Here is a 16005-nt window from a genome sequence, read left to right on the forward strand (position 1 = left end):
TCTTGCGGCAGTGAATTTGCATGATCAACCAGACGCGCTCTCCACCGCTGCGGAGTGTGAAGGCTAAGTTTCTGGATGGTGATTCCTGCGCGCTCCTAACAACCGTCGCGTAGAACCAGCAGCCACTTCACCGACCAGAACGGCGGTGATGATCATCAGCAGAACTCGGACGTCAGAAGTCATCATGTGCAGGGCGATCTCCTGGGTGCTCAACACCTCATGGCTGGCCTCTGGCGCAGTGGTGTGGCTCATAGCATTCTCTCCACTGCTCAGCTCAAAGAGGTGCCCGCACCGCTTGAATTGTCAAGCATTGGGGCTATTGCGGGATTCCTGCGAATCGCCAGGAGCCCTTGGCGATGCCCCCGCATGCATGCATGGATCGTGATTCCTTGCCCGCGATGACATCCGAAACCGCCGCTTGCGTTCTGGAGGGGCTACTCCTGCTGCATGAGGAGCTGTCGGTGGATCCGGAGGCACCCTGATACGTAAGGACACCGGATCAGACGCAGGTGTTGCAGGACGAGATCTGGTTGCTGGCCGGGGAGCTCACGCCCAGCTCCAGCGCGGCACTGGTTCAGGCTTAGTACAGCTCCGGCCGATCTGCCTTGCTGCCCGTTGAATGCATTGGAGAGCTGGTGAGCAACCGCCATCACGCGGCTTGAACGGAGGGTTACTGGGCCGGGCGTGCAGCGGCTGAGAACGGCGGGGGCGTGAGGCGCATCAGCTGGGCGGCGTAGTCCTCCGTGAAGGACGCCTGCATCTGCCAGGCGCGCAGCAGTGTTTTGGCAACGGAGCGGAGTTGCTCGATGTCGTCGCAGCTTTCGATCGCCCGCTCCTGCATGGTGATCGTGAATTCGCGGCTGAGGGAGCGATCGTTCATCATTGCAAGGCGTCGTAACAACACGTTACGAACCCTGGCCTCCTGGCTGCGGCGTCGCTCAGGCGGCGTTCGCCATGGCGAGCTTCAGCATCAGAAAACCGATCAAGGCCGAGGCGCTGAGCAGGGAAAGGGTGGGGAGCACGGAGCCGGCCGGAAGTCTCAAACCTAAAGCAAATCAGTATGGAGCCCGCGCATGGCTGGCATCGCCGATCAAGGCTTGGCCGCCGGGGGCTTCTTGCTGCTCGGCGTTGCCGTCGGCTTGGCAGCCGCTGGCTTCGCGGTTGGGTTGACCGCTGGTGGAGCGGCGGGCTGGGGTTTGGGGATCGGTTTGGCATTGGCGCAGAGGGACGCCACCATCCGGTCTTCTCCGCCCCGCTCTTTGGATTCAGCGGCTGAATAAGGCAGTCGCCAGGCACTCCAGGCCTGGTCGCCGCTTCTGAGGCTCAGCTTGAGGCTGTCGCAATGCACCGCCACCTGTTGACTGGCCGCGGGGGCGCTGGTGTCAGGACCGCAGGCCACAGCGGTGGTGCGTACCCCATCGCCCATCAGCTTCCAGCCGGCCCAGTCGTAACGGCAGGCTCCAAAGCTGCGCCAGCGCGGTGCCTTAAGGGCGTTGATCTTCTGCAGCAGCTCTTTTTCCTTCTCACTCAGCTCCATGCCCGGTTTTGCTGGAACCTCGGCTGGGCTTGACGATGCCGGTTGGCTGACGGCTGGTGACTCAGCCTGCGGTGTGGGCTGCGCCTGGAGCGGGCTGACGATGGTCTGGCTCAAGACGGCTGCCGCCAGACAGGGCCACCACGCCTGATGCAAAACAACACCGCGCATCGCCTTGGATCCAACTGGGGGACAGTCTGAGACAGCCTTTGGCCGCCCTTGCCTCAGAACCACTCCAGAACCGCATCCTCTTTGCGGTTCACCCGCGCCTGGGGCGTGCGGCGCTCGAACTCCAGGCGAATCGAGCGCTCCTGTTCGCCATCGGCGGCCACGGCCTTGATCGGATACAGCTGCTCGCCATCGCGGAAGGGCACATGCACCCGGAAGGTGCCATCGGCTTCCAGCGGAATCTCTTGCTCACCGATCGAGAGGCGGGCGTTGGGTTCAGTGGCGCCGTAGACGATCAGCTCCGCATCAGCCACCAGCCAGAAGGAGCGCGGCCGCACGATGCCGCTGCCTGATTCGCTGCGGCCGCTGGCCCAGAGGCCGGCGCCGGAATCGTTGAGGGCACCGCTGCGCGCGGAATTCTGGTCCCACCCATGGAGGACTTCCGATCCCACGCGGCGGCTGCGCAGGCTGCCTGCGGTGGCCAGTTGATAGATCCGCTCGTGCTCCACCCCACCGCTCACGACGGGTTGAGCGGCGGCCATCACCGGTGCATCCAGGGAGAAGGGCACAAAGGCATCGGCCACCACGGATGCAGGCTCAAGCGCTGGCATCCGCGCCACCGAGGAGGTGGCCAAGGAGAACCAGCCGCCGCTCTTGGTGCGGTAGCCGAGTTCCACGCGGTAATCGCGGTCGCTCACGGGCATCGGCAGATGCCATTCCCGCGCGCCTTTGCTCACCACCAGCTCCTGCAGGGTGTGGGGATGGGCAGCGCCCAAAGGCAAGCCGGTCACATCCGCTACCCGCAGTGCCAATTGCGTGGCACCGGCGGCCTTGGCGCGCTCCTGATCGCTGCTGCTGATCTCCCAGAACACATAGGCCCACTGGGGATCACGCGGCAGGAAGGTGATGTGGCTCGCGAGCTCTGGAACGGCTGCACGTGGCTGTTGCGCTGGAGCGCTGGCGTCCGTGGCCAGCTCTTGCTGCGCTGAGGGCGCGGCTTTGGGCAGGGCCTGGCTCACGGCATCGAGCAGAGCACTCTTGTCCATACGGCTGTAGCCACCCAAGCCGATGCGTTGAGCCAGATCACGCAGTTGAGCGATGGTCCAGCCGCCGAGGCTCGCGAGACCGCCGTTTCCCATGTCCATACCGGAAGCCGCCATCTCAAACCCGCGCTGTGTGGATTGATCGTCGCCGGCCCAAAGCTCACATCCGAGCAAATGTCAGGGCATGGGGATCACTGCAGCGACAGCGATCTGGCTGGCTTTCGCTGCTGACAGGCGGGACGCTTCTCGTCCGCTGCTGGGCCAGGCGCTTCCAAGAGAGTGGAGGTGCCTCGCAGGTCGCGCTGAGGCTCTGAACCAGCCGCCACCCCCAGCGAGGTCTTTGGGCAGCAGCTCAACGGACAGCCGCGTCCGGTTTACGGAACAGGCCATCAAGGTAGTGACGCACCACCGGTCTGTCCTGACAGCCCTGCTGAAACAGGAAGCCCGCCAGCGCTGATTGCATCAGCCGGTACTGATCCCATTGGGGGTGTTGTTCGATGAAACCCACCATCGAATCGAACAAATCTGCCGGGAATTGGTTTTCCACACTGACGTGCGGAGCCAACGCATCAGGAACCTCTGCCAACCAACACCTCATCCGATCACCCAACCATCAGCGCATAGAGGCGGCCACGGCGTCAAAGAATGGTCTTAAAGCGCGATCGCAGGTGTCTCGCATCAGGAGTAACTGCACCGCAATGGCTTTGGCGCCTTGATGCACAGATCGCCTCCTCCCCTCGGCGAGGTGCAGCGCGTCTGTCAAGAGGAGAACTCTTTTCCGGAGCGAATTCGGTTGAACCGCTTGACAGCTTGAGTCTGTCGCTGGACCCATGGGGAAAACCTGTGGAAAAGTGTGGCTTGCTTGGGGGGTGAGCCGTGCTTCAGGGGTACTGATCAATCGCGGCCGCCCCTCAAGCAACCTTGATCAGCGGCATCAACGATCCAGCTACCCCCTGGACAGATGGGCTCAGCGCAGCGCGCGCAGCGGTGCGGTGGTGACGCAGTTCAACTGTTCATGCAGCGTCAGTCGGCCGGAATCACGCCACCAACGAAAACGCTGCAGCGCGCCGTTTTGCCACAGCCAGCCCTTCGCGTGCCCCTGCCGTGCATCCCAACGCCAATCCACCAGGCTGCTGCCGTCCAGGCCGCTCTGCTCCAGGCTCTCCATCAGTTCCCGTTGGATCTGATTCGGGCGAAGCCGATCGCAGCACTGCCCCTCCAATGCCGGCACGAGGGGCTGATCGAGCACCCAGGCACCGATCCGATCCAAAGCGGCCTTGAGGCGTGGAGCGGGACGCTGCTGCTGCATGGCGCCTAGGCAACTACCCCACCTTGGATGCGCTGCTTGCCGAAAAGCAGTGTGTCAGTTGTGCAACGTCACAACTGCTGCTCATACGCCCGCGCAGACCAGCTCGTGCGGGAGGTTGCGATCGGCTCCAAGGGGCCATCTCGATCGGAGCGGTACTGCAACACGCTCTCGGGCAGCAGTTGTGCGAGGCGTTGCAGGATCTGTTCATGCACCCTGCGGCTCAGGGGCGCACCCGTGCCCATGCCTTCCCGGCTGGTGACCAGAACCAGCAGTTCACCGCGGCCCCTCAGTTCCAACAGCACTTGCACGGGCACTGCAGCACTTCCAGGGAGCAGCGCCAAGGAGGCATTGCGCTGATCCAGCCAGGTGAAGGTTCCGCGATCTGGGCCTGGATCCAGCTGCTCGAGCACCAACCTCAGTTCTCGCTCCTCCGGCATGCCTGTGAGCAGTGCTTCCAGCCGCGCCAATCTGTTGCCGTGAACGGCCTTTGATTGTGCATGGCCTTCAGCTGTGGCTGACGGTCACTCCAGCTGGTGCAAACAAAAAGGTCGCGTCAGAGATGCGCTCCACCTGTCCATCGAGCGCGCTGACCGCCCCGGCGATGAAATCGATGATGCGCTGCGCTTCCTCCGGTGCGGCGTCATCCAGTTGGAGCAGCACGCAATGGCGTTGGCGGATGGCCTCCACAGCGGCCTGGGCATCACTGAGCCTGCGACTGCGCAGGATCGTGACCTGCGGGAACCAGATCCCGAAAGGGGAGTCCATGACGACATTCTCCTGACTCACCTGGAACTGTTCTCGACCAGCACTCGCGTGGTCGCAAACCCTTGAGGCTGGTTGCGCAGCTGGTTGTTGCACGAGGCGCCCGTTGGGGCGCCGGATGAGGGTTATCTGCAGGCTGTGACGCCGTTGGTGTGAACCCGCGGCAGCACACGGGCTGCAGTGATTCCCGGATCAGCCTGGTGGCATGGCTGACCCCATCGCTGCCCTTTCTGCACAGTTGGCCAGCCGTGCGTCTCTCGCCGCGGCATTGGCGATTGGAATGTCGGTGATCATGGCGATGGTGATCGGGGATGTGCTCGATCGCGAGAAGCGTCGCCATCACCAGGAGTGAGCGGATCCTCGCGGGTTACCCGTGTCTCCAGATCGCTGGCCTGGATGCCCTGGAGGCCGAGTCAGACGCGATGAAACGGGATAAAGCAAAGCACTGAGTTCTTTGCCTATAGCTTCAAGTTGATCTGATCCCCAACGATTCCTTGATCAGAACTGTTGTGGTTCTTGTGTCAACTGTTGATGTGGAAGGTTGGTGGCGATCACAACGGCACTATGGAGGGTTCGGGGATCTCTTGCGCCATCTCCATGGGAGCAATTGAAGTCAGTTGATCGGGCAACCACTGCGGATCGGCTTGCCGTTGAAGCGATCGTCCATCCAGGCGAGATAGAACGGCTCGGCTGCTGCTGGTGTTGAGAAGTGTGTGTTGTTTCCCGGTAACTCAATTCGGCTCATTACAGCGCCCTGTCGACAGGCAGCCTCAAAGTAAAGCTTGTGCATCACAGGTGGCACAACATCATCTTCATTTCCCCAATAGATGACCACCGGCGCCATCGGTTTGAGGCCCGGTGCTTGGCTCTGGATTGCCTTGACCCAGGCCAGGCTATTGATGGGTGATGCCTTGAGCATCTGCTTGTAGGTGTTGCCGTAGCTGTAGCTGAAGGAGGCGCTCAGCTCATGGATGCACTTGCGCCTCATGATGTCGTTGATCTGGGCAGTGGCCTGGGGCGTCAGCAGATCCCCGAGATTCAGCCCCGGTTGGGCGGCGGCCAGACCCCAGTACATCATCACCAGGTGGGTGAAGTTGAAGATGTTGTTGGAGAACTGGTGATTGAGGGCTTGGATCAACGTCGCAGCATCAGCCTCGGTGGTGATGCTGCTGGGAATCTGAATCCCGGTGTCCTGCGGCGCCATGGCAATGAAGCCAAGGAGATCAATGGGCGCTACGGCACCTTTGGCCTTGACATAGGCGCCCTGGCCAGCGGCGCCGATGGTGGCTCCTCCCCCTTGGCTCCATCCATACACGATCGCCTTTTCACCAGCCTGGGCTGGTTTGAAGTTGCGGGCAGCCCGCAGCGCGTTGATCACGTCACGGCCGTTGGAAACGTTCTGGGCGTATTGGTGATCACCAGGCCCCCCAAGCCCCTGGTAGTCGGTGGCGACAATCACGTAGCCCTTTTGGATCAGCGCTTCCATGGCAGGCAGGCCAAAGTCGTTGTAGCTGGTGCCACTCGGTAGCAGGATCTGGTTGAGGGGCTGGGCCGGCTGATCCATTTGGCTGGGTCCGCAGCGGCGCGCCGTGCCAGTGGTTCCGTGGGCCCACGCCACGAGGCGCCGACCCCCTACCGGAGCTGGAGCGTCGGGTACGGCGATCATGGCCGTCACGACCGTCGGGCGATCAGCGCCATCGCTGGAGACGTAGACGATGCGCCAGGCCTTGCTGCCCGGAACCGTGCTCACGGCAGGTTCGGAGGCGAGCACCTTTCCGAGTGGCTGGCCTTGAGGATTGAATTTGGAGGTGTTGGCGTAGAAGGGCGCCAGATAAACCTGGGGTTCGGCCTGCGACGGCATGACCGATCCACCGACCCCCACAACCAGTGACGCGAGTGCAGCGAACGTTCGTGCTTGGGCGTGCATGAAGCTGATTCCTTTTATGAGCAAGGGCATGGCTGGGAAAAGATTTTAGTACACCGCGGATGTCTCTAGGCGTCCGTCGGCAATCGCTTGCAGCAGTGCCTTGTGATCCTGCACTGCTAAATCCGCATGCTCGATGGCCTGCTCATAGATCGTTCTGGCAAACAACTTTGCATCATGGATGACAGCATGAATCTTTTTCCGGTCACCACTGCGGGCATGGGCTTTGGCCAAGGTCCAGGCGCAAAGCTTGCCGTAATCCTTTAACCCGTCCACATCAAGTTCGTTTACATCCACGGAACCCTTCCAGTCACGGAAATGGCGCCAGTAGAGGTGCGTTCCTTCTGGAGTCGTGGTCCACCCCAGGAAAGCGTCGCTGGCGGTTTGCATCAGGCGTTGTCCTTCCACAACCCGTTGACCCTGGTGAGCTGGTACTTGGTCGACCCCATGGATATAGGGAGCGAGCACTGATGGTTCCGCCTGCTTGCTCTGGATCACCAGCACGTCGTCCGGCTGTTCACCAACAAACACACCAATGGCGCACCGCGTACCCACAGATCCCACGCCCACAGCCTTGAAGGCCGCATCGCTCATCCGGAACTCGCTGAGCAACCGACGCATGTCCGGTCGAAGGCTGTCTAGATACTCGGCATACATCAAATCGATTCGATGTCGCCAGTCCATACCCGATAGGTTTTCACTTGGCAGGAGCGAATACCGCCAGATCAAGGGTGGTTGATGCCGGAAAAGCAGCGTTCCGTTGTTGTCAACCTCGCAGAGCTTACGAACGGCCTGGCGGCTGTTGCGTTGCAGCGCCATTGCCGTCACTTGCTTGAGATGCGACCTCAAAGAGCCCTTCGCGCGCTCGTTAATCAAGTCCTGTAGCGGCAACCTGGAGACCCACATCTTCAGAACGGGCATCGCCGCTAAATCAGCGATGGCCTCTGCATACGCCTGTACACCTCTACGGCACACCTTTTCTTGCTGCTTATCGCTCAAACCAAGGCTCTGCCCAGCCAGTAGCAAGCTGGTGGCCAGTCGAATCACATCCCACTCAAATGGACCAGGATGGGTTTCATCGAAGTCATTGATATCAAACAGCAGTTGGCGTTCAGGAGAGCCATAGAACCCAAAGTTGAGCAAATGGGCGTCGCCACATAGCTGCACCATCAGCCCCGAGTGGGGCTTGCGTGCCAGATCAGCCGCCATGACGACCGCCGCGCCCCGGAAGAAGGCGAAGGCGTTTTCAGCCATGCGGCTGTGCCGCACAGGAACAAGCCACGCCAAGCGACCTGCCTCCTGTCGGCACAGCAGTTCGGTTGGGTCCTGTCGTGCCCCTTGATCCACGGAGCCGGCCTCTTGCTAGCCGAGTTCTAGGTGTGGATGGATGAGGTGCCAACGCACCCGTGTGAGGACAACACCGATCGTCCTGCCATGGTCCTCGTGCCGGACGGCTTCAGGTGCGGGCACTCGACAACTGGCCGGTGGCGCTTCCATGGCCTTCAGCCAAACACCATCTGACTGCTGCACGAGCCAGGATCAACCGATGACTGACCCTTCCCACGACCTCAGCCCTGGTGACTGGCGCCGTATCTGCGATGCCCTTCGCTACCTCGGCCGTGATCTGCACCACCGCTCCTTTGCGGTAACGGCCGAGCGCCGAGAACTGCTCTGGGAGGAGATGGACCACTGCCTCGAGCTAGCGGATCGGCTGAGCCGTTCTCAGCTGGCCCATCCTGATCAGGCGGATTGAAGCCAGTTCTCCAGCGCCAGTCCTGGCACCCTGGAACATTCACGCGTGTTGTTGGTCACCAGCGTGCTCTGCTGACTGAGTGCATGGGCCCAATCATCGTGTCCACCGCTCCGATCGGCGTGCCCGTGCGTTCCAGCTCGGCCCTCAGGTGGCCTACAGCACAGAGCGGCGCTCAACGAAGGGAAGATCTCATGGCACAACCACGACCAGCTCCAGGGCTGCCCATATCGCTTCTAAACCCCCTGTGATCTGCCATTGACCACAGGGGTTCTGAGACTGGGATCAAGCAGGATCACGAGGCTGCTCAGCCCCTCGCGGCGGCATCCGCATCCAGGGCACGCTTCGTCATGCCGTAGTGGAGCAGTGGATCGCGGTACTGGCGCGGCATGCGTTCGTGCAGCATCACCAGGCGATGCCAACAGAGCGTGCGTTGAATCTGGGGCAGCGTTTTCCCCTCTCGGATCAGGATCCTCAGCGCCTTGCAGTAAGCCGGATAACTGCCTTCGAGCTGCCCAAGGGTGAGCGATGGTTCATCCCCCCGGGCCGAGCCATTGCGTTCGGCCATCCATGCCCCCAGGGGTGTTCCTTCAAACCTACGCCGGCATCGTCAGCGCCGTGGCTATGAAGGGGGTGGAGCGTGCCGTGATGAGGACACGCTCTGGGGACATGCAGCTCCCAGGGGTTTTGAACATTCACCCTGGGGGTTTCCCCATATCCTCAACAGGGGTGCAGTAGGGTGGCAGAGATTCAACGATCACTCTCCAGCAGGTTTCGACTCCAGGCGGCGGGTTCCCAAGATTTCTCCACCCGGCCAGCAACTTTCTTCAGGGCCTTCAACGAATCGGGTTCATACCTTTAACGCATTTCATGACAATTTATGTAGGCAACCTCTCCTTCGATGCCGAAGTGGAGGACCTTCAGAGCCTGTTCGCCGAGTACGGCGCTGTACGCAAATGCAGCCTGCCCCTCGATCGCGACACCGGCCGTAAGCGTGGCTTTGCCTTCGTCGAGATGGCCAACAACGCTGATGAGCAGAAAGCCATCGACGATCTCCAGAACGTGGAGTGGATGGGCCGGATGATCCGGGTCAACCTGGCCGAACCCCGCACAGGCGGTGGTGGCGGTGGTGGTGGCGGAAACCGCTGGTGATGCGTTGATCGAGCGATCACCCTTGAGCCGCCCATCCCGGGCGGCTTTTTTGTGGCGAGATCGGCGCTGATTTAGAAGCGGGCCATCGCGGCAACCTTGGCGAGTTTCTCCGCATCAAGCCCATCGAGCTCCTGCAGGTGCAGCAGGTTCTCCTTCACCAAACTGGCAAAGACGAACAGGATCCCTTCCAACCGGAAGTCAAATCGACCTTCCATCGTGTGGCGCTCGATGCTGAGAAAGTCGTGCAGGGCCCAGATCGACTCCACAGTGCTCAGGGCTGAAGCCTGAGCTTGCACTGCAGCAGCCAGCTGAGCCACCGCGCGCTCGTAAGCCTTCTGGAAGGCGGAGCGGGCGATCGCCTGTTCGCTGTCGCTCCAGGTGTCCACAATCGCTTGATTCATTGGCGTGACACCGCTGTGCTCGACGCTACCGGAGCTGTTCCGGCACCGCGAGCGCGAGGCTCAGGGCCCGGGCAGAGGGCAATTGGTACCAGTTGAGGCCTGGGTTGTCGTGATGTTCGCGGTGATAGCCAAAGTGAAAACAGGCCAGCAGCGACAGCCAGGGCGGCAGATTCAGGCTGATCGGATGGGCGTTCAGCTCCGGCAAACGCTGACCGCGATGCGGCAGATAGGTGCCCACCAGGAACAGCTGCCATGAACTGAGCAGCAGTGGAAGGGTGACCACCAGCAGAACGCGCACCGCTGCACCCCCTGGGCCAAGAGTTGTTCCGGTCATGGTCAGAAGCAGCAACACCCCCCACCCGCCGAGCAAGCGCAGCATCTGCCCTGCACTGAGATAGCGCAGCAGAAACTGCCAGTACCACTGCAACACTCCTCGGCGCTGGTCAGAGGGAAAGTCAGGATCGTCAGCTGTGCCTGGTTGGCCGTGATGGCGCTGATGCTGCCGGTGGCAAGCCGCATACGGAACACCGGCATAGACCATCAGCGCCAAGGCGCCGATGGCGTTGTTGATCTTGATGCGATCAGGGCAGATCAACCCATGCATGGCGTCGTGGGCCACGATGAATAACCCTGTCTGCATCTGGGTGCGGAGCAGCACCATGGCCACCAGCAGCCAGACTGAAGAGTGGGTGATCGAGCTGCCGAGGGCCAGGGCCAGGGAGCAACCCCAGCCCAGGATCAAGGCACCGTTGAGCAGCAGGCTCAACGGGCGAACTTGAGCAGTTCAGCCGGGGAAGCCAGCAGATCAATCGCCACGAAGTAGATCTTGCCCTCTGGATTGAGCAAGAAGCGCCAGGCCACATTCATCCCGATCCCGGCACCGAACCACGGGGTCTGAACCTTGCCGGTCACCTTGATTTGGGTGAAACCGTCGTTGGTGGGTTCGGCGTAACCGCGTTCCGGCAGGAGCCTCAGGTTTTGGCAGTCTTCGCGGAAAAAGCGCAGGATGGCGTCGCTGCCCACGATCGGCTTTTGAAACGGCGGCTGGAGGGCGCCGTCCGGCAGAAACAGCTGGATCAGGTTCTCAAAGTCGTTGGCGTTGAGAAGATCCATGTAGTTGTTCACCGTGGGGTTGATCACGCCCTCGATAAACACTTTCTTGCGCTGCTCCTCAGGGGTGGGTGGTGTGACCGGTTCCATCACCCGCTGACCCTCTCCTTTGGCGGGATCAAACCCCATATCCACCACAAAGTTGCGCAGCAGCGTGATCTGCTGCCCCTGCTCCACGGCCTTCAACGACGACAGCACGGCGGAAGCGTTGGCGGAGAGTTGATAGCCCTCGGGGATCGGCGCCACGCTGCCGGCAGCCATCCACTCACCGAGCTGGTACCAGAAACCGAGTTTGATGTTCACTGACCAGGTGGCGTACACGCGGCTGATCGGTGTATCCGCGCTGTTGGCCAGATCGCACATCACCTGGCTCTGCTCCTCAAACGACATCGCCTTGATCTCGTTGAGGGTGCGCTCAGCAAATTGCATGCGCGCGGCAGCTGGAGCGGCCACCGTGATCGTGCTTCCCATCTCGAGGTAGGCGTACCAGATCAGAGCGAGCTGATCCTCGGCACTCAGCAGTTGAAAGCGAGCTGTGATCGCCGGCACGACATCAGCCGTGCGTGTTTCTGGAAAGATCTGGGCAGCCCTTTCAAGCGTGAACATGCAGGACGATCCAGATGTGAAGGATTATTTCAGACTCTAACCCTTCGCTCGCGCCACTGGGTTTTCTTAGGGTAATCCGGAGCAAATTCGCGGTGACCCTGCTGCTGGCATGCGATAACTCCAAAATCGCTGTTGATCACGAGCCGGCGCGCAACCGATCACGCATCCCGTCGAAATAGCGATGGAGCGCTGCCCTCGAGGCAGCAACCAGGCACTGTTGCCTGCTCAGCGCTGGGCTGCTTCAGGCTTACGAAAGAGCCCATCGAGGTAGTGGCGAACTACCGGCTTGTCCTGGCATCCCTGCTGGAACAGAAACCCAGCCAGGGCGGATTGCATCAAGCGGTACTGGTCCCACTGCGGATGCTGCTCAATAAACCCAACCATCGATTCGAACAGATCAGCCGGGAACTGGTTTTCCACACTCACGTGTTCCGGCATGTGGTCGGGAATCGCCTGCATCGCACCTCGCTCGCTCTGACCCACCCATCAGCGCACGGAGAGCCACCCGCCGTCAAAACCGCTCGAATCAGACTGCTGGATCCTGTCGCAAACCTAGAAGCGTTGCGCCGCAGCGGCTTTGCCGCCTCACGCCAGGTGCTTCAGCCCACTGCTGGTGCCCGCTCTGACGGCTGTCAAGGGGAGAAGCGTTTTCCGGACGGATACAGCGAGCGCCTGACGCTCACTTGAGTCTGTGCTGCGACCGATGGGGAAAACCTGTGGAAAAGCGTGCCGGGGCTGTGGGTAGGTTCGCTCTTCAGTGCTGCTGATCGGTCGCAGCGGCTGGGCAAGCAATCGCGATCTGAGGTGGATCCGGTGCTGACTGGTACTTGACCGATCACGCTTTGCCGCCGCTCAACCCAGCGCACCAACGGGCATCGTGATTAGAAGGAGGTCACTGCGCTATCCCGTCGTGTCGATCACTGTCTGGCAGGCCCTGGAGGCTGGCGGTCGCCTCGAGCCCGCCACGCGCCCCATGCTCGAGCCCGCGGCCGATGAGCTTGTGCTGGAGGTGCTGCACTGCGGCCTCTGCCACAGCGATCTCTCCATGCTCGACAACCAGTGGGGTATGAGCAACTACCCCTTGGTTCCAGGCCATGAGGTGGTGGGCCGTGTGGTGCAGGTTGGAACGGGTGTGAACCCCGATCTGATCGGTCAGCTGCGCGGCCTCGGCTGGATCAGCGGCAGCTGCAGCCACTGCCCGCAGTGCCTGGGAGGGTCGGGCAACCTCTGCGCCTCGCTCGAGGCCACGATCGTGGGCCGACAGGGAGGCTTTTCCAGCCATGTCACCGCCCGCCAGGACTGGGCCATCCCGTTGCCCGCTGGCATGGACCCTGCCGCTGCCGGCCCCCTGTTCTGCGGTGGCATCACGGTCTTTGCACCACTGGTGGATGAGGCGGTGTCTCCCACCGCCCATGTGGCCGTGATCGGCATCGGCGGCCTTGGACACATGGCGCTTCAATTCGCCAGGGCCTGGGGCTGTGAGGTCACCGCACTCACCACCAATCTGTCGAAGGCGGAGGAGGCCCGTCGCTTTGGGGCGCACCATGTGGAAGCGCTCGAGCGGCTGGCTCACCTGCCGGGCCGGTTTGATCTGGTGATCAACACGGTGAACCACCCGCTCCAGTGGGGGGACGTGATGGCTTCACTGGCTCCCCGCGGCCGCCTGCATCAATTGGGCGCCGTTCTCGATCCAATCCAGGTGGGCGCCTTTGACTTGATCATGGGCCGCCGCTCGATCACCGGCAGCCCAACGTCCTCGCCCGCCAGCCTGCTGAAGATGGTGGACTTCTGCGTGCGCCACAACATTCGCCCCGAAGTGGAGCACCTGCCCATGGATCGCATCAATGACGCGATCGCCAGGCTGCGCCAAGGCGATGTGCGTTATCGGTTCGTTCTGGATCAAACCTGAGGCCTTCGCGCGGCCAAGGGCCAAGCCCGCAGCAGCGACCGCAAGGCGATCGCAGCAGGCCGCTTGGATAAGGCGGCGTTTTCCACACCATGCCATTCCGGCAGCTGATCGATCACACTGAACACCAGCTGAGACGTGCGACCGGGGCGTAGCTTCAGAGCAATCCTGGCGCACTCAGCAGATCACTGACCGCCGTTTCGATCTCAATCGGCTCGTTCCGCGACAGGTTGGCTTGCAGCGGGTTTGATCCTGCTGCCTCTTGAGTCAGCGCCGCTGCAGGCGCATCGGCTGCTGAACCCGAAGGCGTTGCGACATCCAGAGGGATCCTCCGTTGACAACATGAGACGGGCGCCGGACCCATGGGGAAAACCTGTGGAAAACGTCCCAGCGAGCGGCGCCGATGGCAGTGCCTCAGAAGCCCTTGGCGCTGCAACGAGCCACGCTGCCCTGCAGTGAGGTCTGCAGATCGCTCCAGTCATTGGCGGGGAACACCGCTGCAAAGGCCTGGAGGTTGTTGTTCAAAATGGTGAGCGCCTGGCCGCGCAGCGAACACGCCTGGGCTTCGTTTTTGGCACGCACCGCCACGATCGCGTCGTCGAGCAGGCTCTGCAGTTGCTGCTGCTGGGCAACCACCTCCTGCGGAGGAGCGTCTTGAGCCAGAACCGGAGTCAGAGCCGAAGCGCTGATGGCCAAGGCGGCAAGCAGACGACGCATCGTTGTCGAGCGGATCACGGCACCATCATCTGTTGCGGGATCCGCCCTCACCCGAAGCTCTTGCCGGTCTCACCACATCCACTCGTCCGGCGAGGGAATGCCGTTCTCCCGGCGCACCCGGGCAAGCCTGGCCTCCTGCTTGGCCTCCTCCTCCGTTCGGCTCAGCCATGGCCTCCGGCGTTCACCCGAGCGGGCCAGATCGAGGGCGGACGGCAGCCGCACCACCTTCCATTCCGCCTGATCAAGAGGAGGTGCTGAGGAAGGAGAACGCAACGTTGATGGCCGCACCACAACTGGGAAGGGATCCGGGTAGCCAGGCCTGAGCCAATGGCGCCGTTGTCATCCACGTCCATCAGCTCACAGCGCCAGGCCGTCCGTCAAGCGCAACCTTTTAGAAGGCGGCATGCTGTGGCTCAGCTGCAACTGATGGATGTCCGCCCGGCATGCCCTCCTGCTCAGCGCCGTTGCGCTGGTGTCGCCCGCTGCTTTTGCCGAACCGTCTGCCCCCCAACCCGTGCTGATGGATTGCGCCGGGAAGGGCGTGAGCCGTCCCACAGCGATTCAGATCTCCTGCGCCGATGGCGGCATCATGGTGAGTGGCATCCGTTGGAGCCGCTGGGACATGAACGGTGCCAAGGGCACCGGCAACCTTGTGGTGAACAGCTGCATCTACAAGGGTGGCCCCAGCTGCGTGGAGGGCCAAACGATGAGCTACCCGGCAACGCTCAGCCTGGGCCGTCCGGCCAGTGGCGAGGGCATCACCGCCCTCACCGAACTGAAGCTCCGCTTTACCGATCAAGGACCGGCTGGGCTCAGCAGTGGCAGCTATCGGATCGACAACCCGCGGCGCCCCTGAGGCCAGCATGATGGGCCTTTCACGGGTAGACCATGCACGCCAGCTGGAACGGAGCGGTGATCGCCAGCAGCGATGACATCGTCAAAGTGGAAGGCAATGCCTATTTCCCGGCTGAGAGCCTGGTGATGGAGCACCTGCAGCCTTCGAATCACCGCACCACTTGCGGCTGGAAGGGTGAGGCTCACTACTACGACGTCGTCGTGAACGGCCAGGTCAATAGCAATGCCGCCTGGTTCTACCCGGAACCCAAATCAGCCGCCGCCGAGATCAAAGGGCGTGTCGCCTTCTGGCGCGGCGTGACGGTGTCTTAAATGGTGTCCTGAACCCGGGCCGATTCACTCAAACGGCGCGATCAGCACCGGCACCGTGACGAAGGGATCAAAGCTATTGGCCGGGGTCGACTGCATCGGCGTTGCTTGGGGCACAGGTGCCGGTACGGAGCGGCGGCGTGTGCCACCACTACCACTGCTGCTACTGCTTCCGCTACCCGCTGAACTGCTGCGACGTGAGCTTCCGCCGCTCGAGCGCTGGATCGGCTGCTCCTTGAGATCGCTGCGCACCTGATTGAGCAGCTTGTAGTGGTTCGTGCTGCTGTATTTCCGCAGCAGGGCAGGATCCCAGCTCATCAAGACACGCTCTCACTCGTTGGATCACCCTAGGCGGCCCCAGCCACGCCAGAAAGCGTGATAACTTGTCACAGCGACAACTGGAAGTCGATCCGCTTACGGGTTTCCTCGAGTGGTCCTTCCCGCGTCCAACCCACACTC

General features: G+C 61.8%; 23 protein-coding genes. 6 read left to right on the top strand and 17 right to left on the bottom strand.

All coding sequences use genetic code 11. The features are described from left to right. Window positions 1-670 precede the first annotated feature (670 nt). The 7 genes from H9532_RS05875 to H9532_RS05905 form a co-directional block, all read right to left on the bottom strand. Complete coding sequence (locus tag H9532_RS05875) at window positions 671-880, bottom strand: hypothetical protein (protein WP_296366374.1); 210 nt, start codon at window positions 878-880, stop codon at window positions 671-673. Between the two features lie 210 nt (window positions 881-1090). Further along, a complete protein-coding gene (locus tag H9532_RS05880) occupies window positions 1091-1537 on the bottom strand; it encodes a hypothetical protein (RefSeq protein WP_296366376.1) in 447 nt (148 codons plus the stop codon). Window positions 1538-1758: 221 nt separating this feature from the next. After that, complete coding sequence (locus H9532_RS05885) at window positions 1759-2862, bottom strand: DUF4912 domain-containing protein (RefSeq protein ID WP_296366379.1); 1104 nt, start codon at window positions 2860-2862, stop codon at window positions 1759-1761. 235 nt (window positions 2863-3097) lie between these two features. Further along, window positions 3098-3331, bottom strand: a complete 234-nt coding sequence (locus H9532_RS05890; RefSeq protein ID WP_296366382.1) for a DUF2811 domain-containing protein — start codon at window positions 3329-3331, stop codon at window positions 3098-3100. A 381-nt stretch (window positions 3332-3712) separates the two neighbouring features. After that, entirely contained in the window at window positions 3713-4054 is a 342-nt protein-coding gene (locus tag H9532_RS05895) for a hypothetical protein (protein WP_296366384.1), read from the bottom strand. Between the two features lie 68 nt (window positions 4055-4122). Next, entirely contained in the window at window positions 4123-4521 is a 399-nt protein-coding gene (locus tag H9532_RS05900; protein ID WP_296366386.1) for a hypothetical protein, read from the bottom strand. 37 nt (window positions 4522-4558) lie between these two features. Beyond that, window positions 4559-4819, bottom strand: a complete 261-nt coding sequence (locus H9532_RS05905) for a cell division protein SepF (RefSeq protein WP_296366389.1) — start codon at window positions 4817-4819, stop codon at window positions 4559-4561. A gap of 202 nt (window positions 4820-5021) precedes the next feature. Here H9532_RS05905 and H9532_RS05910 point away from each other — a divergent pair, with 202 nt between their 5' ends. After that, a complete protein-coding gene (locus H9532_RS05910; protein WP_296366391.1) occupies window positions 5022-5168 on the top strand; it encodes a hypothetical protein in 147 nt (48 codons plus the stop codon). A 261-nt stretch (window positions 5169-5429) separates the two neighbouring features. Here the strand turns inward: H9532_RS05910 and H9532_RS05915 are convergent, their stop codons facing one another. Both H9532_RS05915 and H9532_RS05920 read right to left on the bottom strand, forming a co-directional pair. After that, window positions 5430-6677, bottom strand: coding sequence for an alpha/beta fold hydrolase (locus H9532_RS05915; RefSeq protein ID WP_296366393.1), 1248 nt, complete (start codon window positions 6675-6677; stop codon window positions 5430-5432). Between the two features lie 111 nt (window positions 6678-6788). Further along, entirely contained in the window at window positions 6789-8087 is a 1299-nt protein-coding gene (locus H9532_RS05920; protein WP_296366395.1) for a DUF2252 domain-containing protein, read from the bottom strand. 199 nt (window positions 8088-8286) lie between these two features. On the opposite strand from H9532_RS05920, the gene H9532_RS05925 reads away from it, so the two are divergent. After that, entirely contained in the window at window positions 8287-8493 is a 207-nt protein-coding gene (locus tag H9532_RS05925; protein ID WP_296366397.1) for a hypothetical protein, read from the top strand. Between the two features lie 304 nt (window positions 8494-8797). On the opposite strand, the gene H9532_RS05930 is transcribed toward H9532_RS05925, so the two are convergent. Further along, window positions 8798-9058 (bottom strand): DUF3136 domain-containing protein, encoded by a 261-nt coding sequence (locus H9532_RS05930; RefSeq protein ID WP_296366399.1) that lies wholly within the window; start codon window positions 9056-9058, stop codon window positions 8798-8800. Window positions 9059-9360: 302 nt separating this feature from the next. Between H9532_RS05930 and H9532_RS05935 the strand changes: the two genes are divergently transcribed. Continuing rightward, window positions 9361-9642 (top strand): RNA-binding protein, encoded by a 282-nt coding sequence (locus H9532_RS05935; protein ID WP_296366401.1) that lies wholly within the window; start codon window positions 9361-9363, stop codon window positions 9640-9642. A 71-nt stretch (window positions 9643-9713) separates the two neighbouring features. Here H9532_RS05935 and H9532_RS05940 read toward each other — a convergent pair whose 3' ends face one another. The 4 genes from H9532_RS05940 to H9532_RS05955 all read right to left on the bottom strand — a co-directional run bounded on the left by H9532_RS05940 (window position 9714) and on the right by H9532_RS05955 (window position 12197). Then, window positions 9714-10043 carry a hypothetical protein gene (locus H9532_RS05940; RefSeq protein ID WP_296366403.1) on the bottom strand — a complete coding sequence of 110 codons (330 nt, stop codon included), beginning with the start codon at window positions 10041-10043 and terminating at the stop codon, window positions 9714-9716. Between the two features lie 25 nt (window positions 10044-10068). After that, window positions 10069-10809: a fatty acid desaturase gene (locus tag H9532_RS05945; protein ID WP_296366405.1), complete on the bottom strand. Its 741-nt coding sequence runs from the start codon at window positions 10807-10809 to the stop codon at window positions 10069-10071. Then, window positions 10806-11759 carry an orange carotenoid-binding protein gene (locus H9532_RS05950; RefSeq protein ID WP_296366407.1) on the bottom strand — a complete coding sequence of 318 codons (954 nt, stop codon included), beginning with the start codon at window positions 11757-11759 and terminating at the stop codon, window positions 10806-10808. The genes H9532_RS05945 and H9532_RS05950 overlap by 4 nt, the downstream gene beginning before the upstream one ends. Before the next feature lie 225 nt (window positions 11760-11984). Continuing rightward, window positions 11985-12197 (bottom strand): DUF2811 domain-containing protein, encoded by a 213-nt coding sequence (locus H9532_RS05955; protein ID WP_366664537.1) that lies wholly within the window; start codon window positions 12195-12197, stop codon window positions 11985-11987. Between the two features lie 472 nt (window positions 12198-12669). Between H9532_RS05955 and H9532_RS05960 the strand changes: the two genes are divergently transcribed. Then, window positions 12670-13668 (top strand): NAD(P)-dependent alcohol dehydrogenase, encoded by a 999-nt coding sequence (locus H9532_RS05960; RefSeq protein ID WP_296366410.1) that lies wholly within the window; start codon window positions 12670-12672, stop codon window positions 13666-13668. A 411-nt stretch (window positions 13669-14079) separates the two neighbouring features. On the opposite strand, the gene H9532_RS05965 is transcribed toward H9532_RS05960, so the two are convergent. Together H9532_RS05965 and H9532_RS05970 are read right to left on the bottom strand one after the other, a co-directional pair. Further along, window positions 14080-14382: a hypothetical protein gene (locus H9532_RS05965; RefSeq protein WP_296366412.1), complete on the bottom strand. Its 303-nt coding sequence runs from the start codon at window positions 14380-14382 to the stop codon at window positions 14080-14082. Between the two features lie 69 nt (window positions 14383-14451). Further along, window positions 14452-14655 (bottom strand): hypothetical protein, encoded by a 204-nt coding sequence (locus H9532_RS05970; RefSeq protein ID WP_296366414.1) that lies wholly within the window; start codon window positions 14653-14655, stop codon window positions 14452-14454. 157 nt (window positions 14656-14812) lie between these two features. On the opposite strand from H9532_RS05970, the gene H9532_RS05975 reads away from it, so the two are divergent. Both H9532_RS05975 and H9532_RS05980 read left to right on the top strand, forming a co-directional pair. Next, window positions 14813-15238, top strand: coding sequence for a hypothetical protein (locus H9532_RS05975; protein ID WP_296366415.1), 426 nt, complete (start codon window positions 14813-14815; stop codon window positions 15236-15238). A 32-nt stretch (window positions 15239-15270) separates the two neighbouring features. Beyond that, window positions 15271-15549, top strand: coding sequence for a DUF427 domain-containing protein (locus H9532_RS05980; RefSeq protein ID WP_296366416.1), 279 nt, complete (start codon window positions 15271-15273; stop codon window positions 15547-15549). Between the two features lie 24 nt (window positions 15550-15573). Here the strand turns inward: H9532_RS05980 and H9532_RS05985 are convergent, their stop codons facing one another. Beyond that, window positions 15574-15864 carry a hypothetical protein gene (locus tag H9532_RS05985; RefSeq protein ID WP_296366419.1) on the bottom strand — a complete coding sequence of 97 codons (291 nt, stop codon included), beginning with the start codon at window positions 15862-15864 and terminating at the stop codon, window positions 15574-15576. Window positions 15865-16005 lie beyond the last annotated feature (141 nt).

The sequence above is a fragment of the Vulcanococcus sp. Clear-D1 genome (assembly GCF_014654725.1).
In the GTDB taxonomy this organism is placed as follows: Bacteria; Cyanobacteriota; Cyanobacteriia; order PCC-6307; family Cyanobiaceae; genus Vulcanococcus.

Excerpts from the sequence above, each read along its gene's own strand:
- H9532_RS05875 (WP_296366374.1), bottom strand. The coding sequence starts at position 880 with ATGAACGATCGCTCCCTCAGCCGCGAATTCACGATCACCATGCAGGAG.
- H9532_RS05880 (WP_296366376.1), bottom strand. The coding sequence starts at position 1,537 with ATGGAGCTGAGTGAGAAGGAAAAAGAGCTGCTGCAGAAGATCAACGCC.
- H9532_RS05885 (WP_296366379.1), bottom strand. The coding sequence starts at position 2,862 with ATGGCGGCTTCCGGTATGGACATGGGAAACGGCGGTCTCGCGAGCCTC.
- H9532_RS05895 (WP_296366384.1), bottom strand. The coding sequence starts at position 4,054 with ATGCAGCAGCAGCGTCCCGCTCCACGCCTCAAGGCCGCTTTGGATCGG.
- H9532_RS05905 (WP_296366389.1), bottom strand. The coding sequence starts at position 4,819 with ATGGACTCCCCTTTCGGGATCTGGTTCCCGCAGGTCACGATCCTGCGC.
- H9532_RS05910 (WP_296366391.1), top strand. The coding sequence starts at position 5,022 with ATGGCTGACCCCATCGCTGCCCTTTCTGCACAGTTGGCCAGCCGTGCG.
- H9532_RS05915 (WP_296366393.1), bottom strand. The coding sequence starts at position 6,677 with ATGCCGTCGCAGGCCGAACCCCAGGTTTATCTGGCGCCCTTCTACGCC.
- H9532_RS05925 (WP_296366397.1), top strand. The coding sequence starts at position 8,287 with ATGACTGACCCTTCCCACGACCTCAGCCCTGGTGACTGGCGCCGTATC.
- H9532_RS05930 (WP_296366399.1), bottom strand. The coding sequence starts at position 9,058 with ATGGCCGAACGCAATGGCTCGGCCCGGGGGGATGAACCATCGCTCACC.
- H9532_RS05935 (WP_296366401.1), top strand. The coding sequence starts at position 9,361 with ATGACAATTTATGTAGGCAACCTCTCCTTCGATGCCGAAGTGGAGGAC.
- H9532_RS05940 (WP_296366403.1), bottom strand. The coding sequence starts at position 10,043 with ATGAATCAAGCGATTGTGGACACCTGGAGCGACAGCGAACAGGCGATC.
- H9532_RS05950 (WP_296366407.1), bottom strand. The coding sequence starts at position 11,759 with ATGTTCACGCTTGAAAGGGCTGCCCAGATCTTTCCAGAAACACGCACG.
- H9532_RS05955 (WP_366664537.1), bottom strand. The coding sequence starts at position 12,197 with ATGCCGGAACACGTGAGTGTGGAAAACCAGTTCCCGGCTGATCTGTTC.
- H9532_RS05965 (WP_296366412.1), bottom strand. The coding sequence starts at position 14,382 with ATGCGTCGTCTGCTTGCCGCCTTGGCCATCAGCGCTTCGGCTCTGACT.
- H9532_RS05975 (WP_296366415.1), top strand. The coding sequence starts at position 14,813 with ATGTCCGCCCGGCATGCCCTCCTGCTCAGCGCCGTTGCGCTGGTGTCG.
- H9532_RS05980 (WP_296366416.1), top strand. The coding sequence starts at position 15,271 with ATGCACGCCAGCTGGAACGGAGCGGTGATCGCCAGCAGCGATGACATC.
- H9532_RS05985 (WP_296366419.1), bottom strand. The coding sequence starts at position 15,864 with ATGAGCTGGGATCCTGCCCTGCTGCGGAAATACAGCAGCACGAACCAC.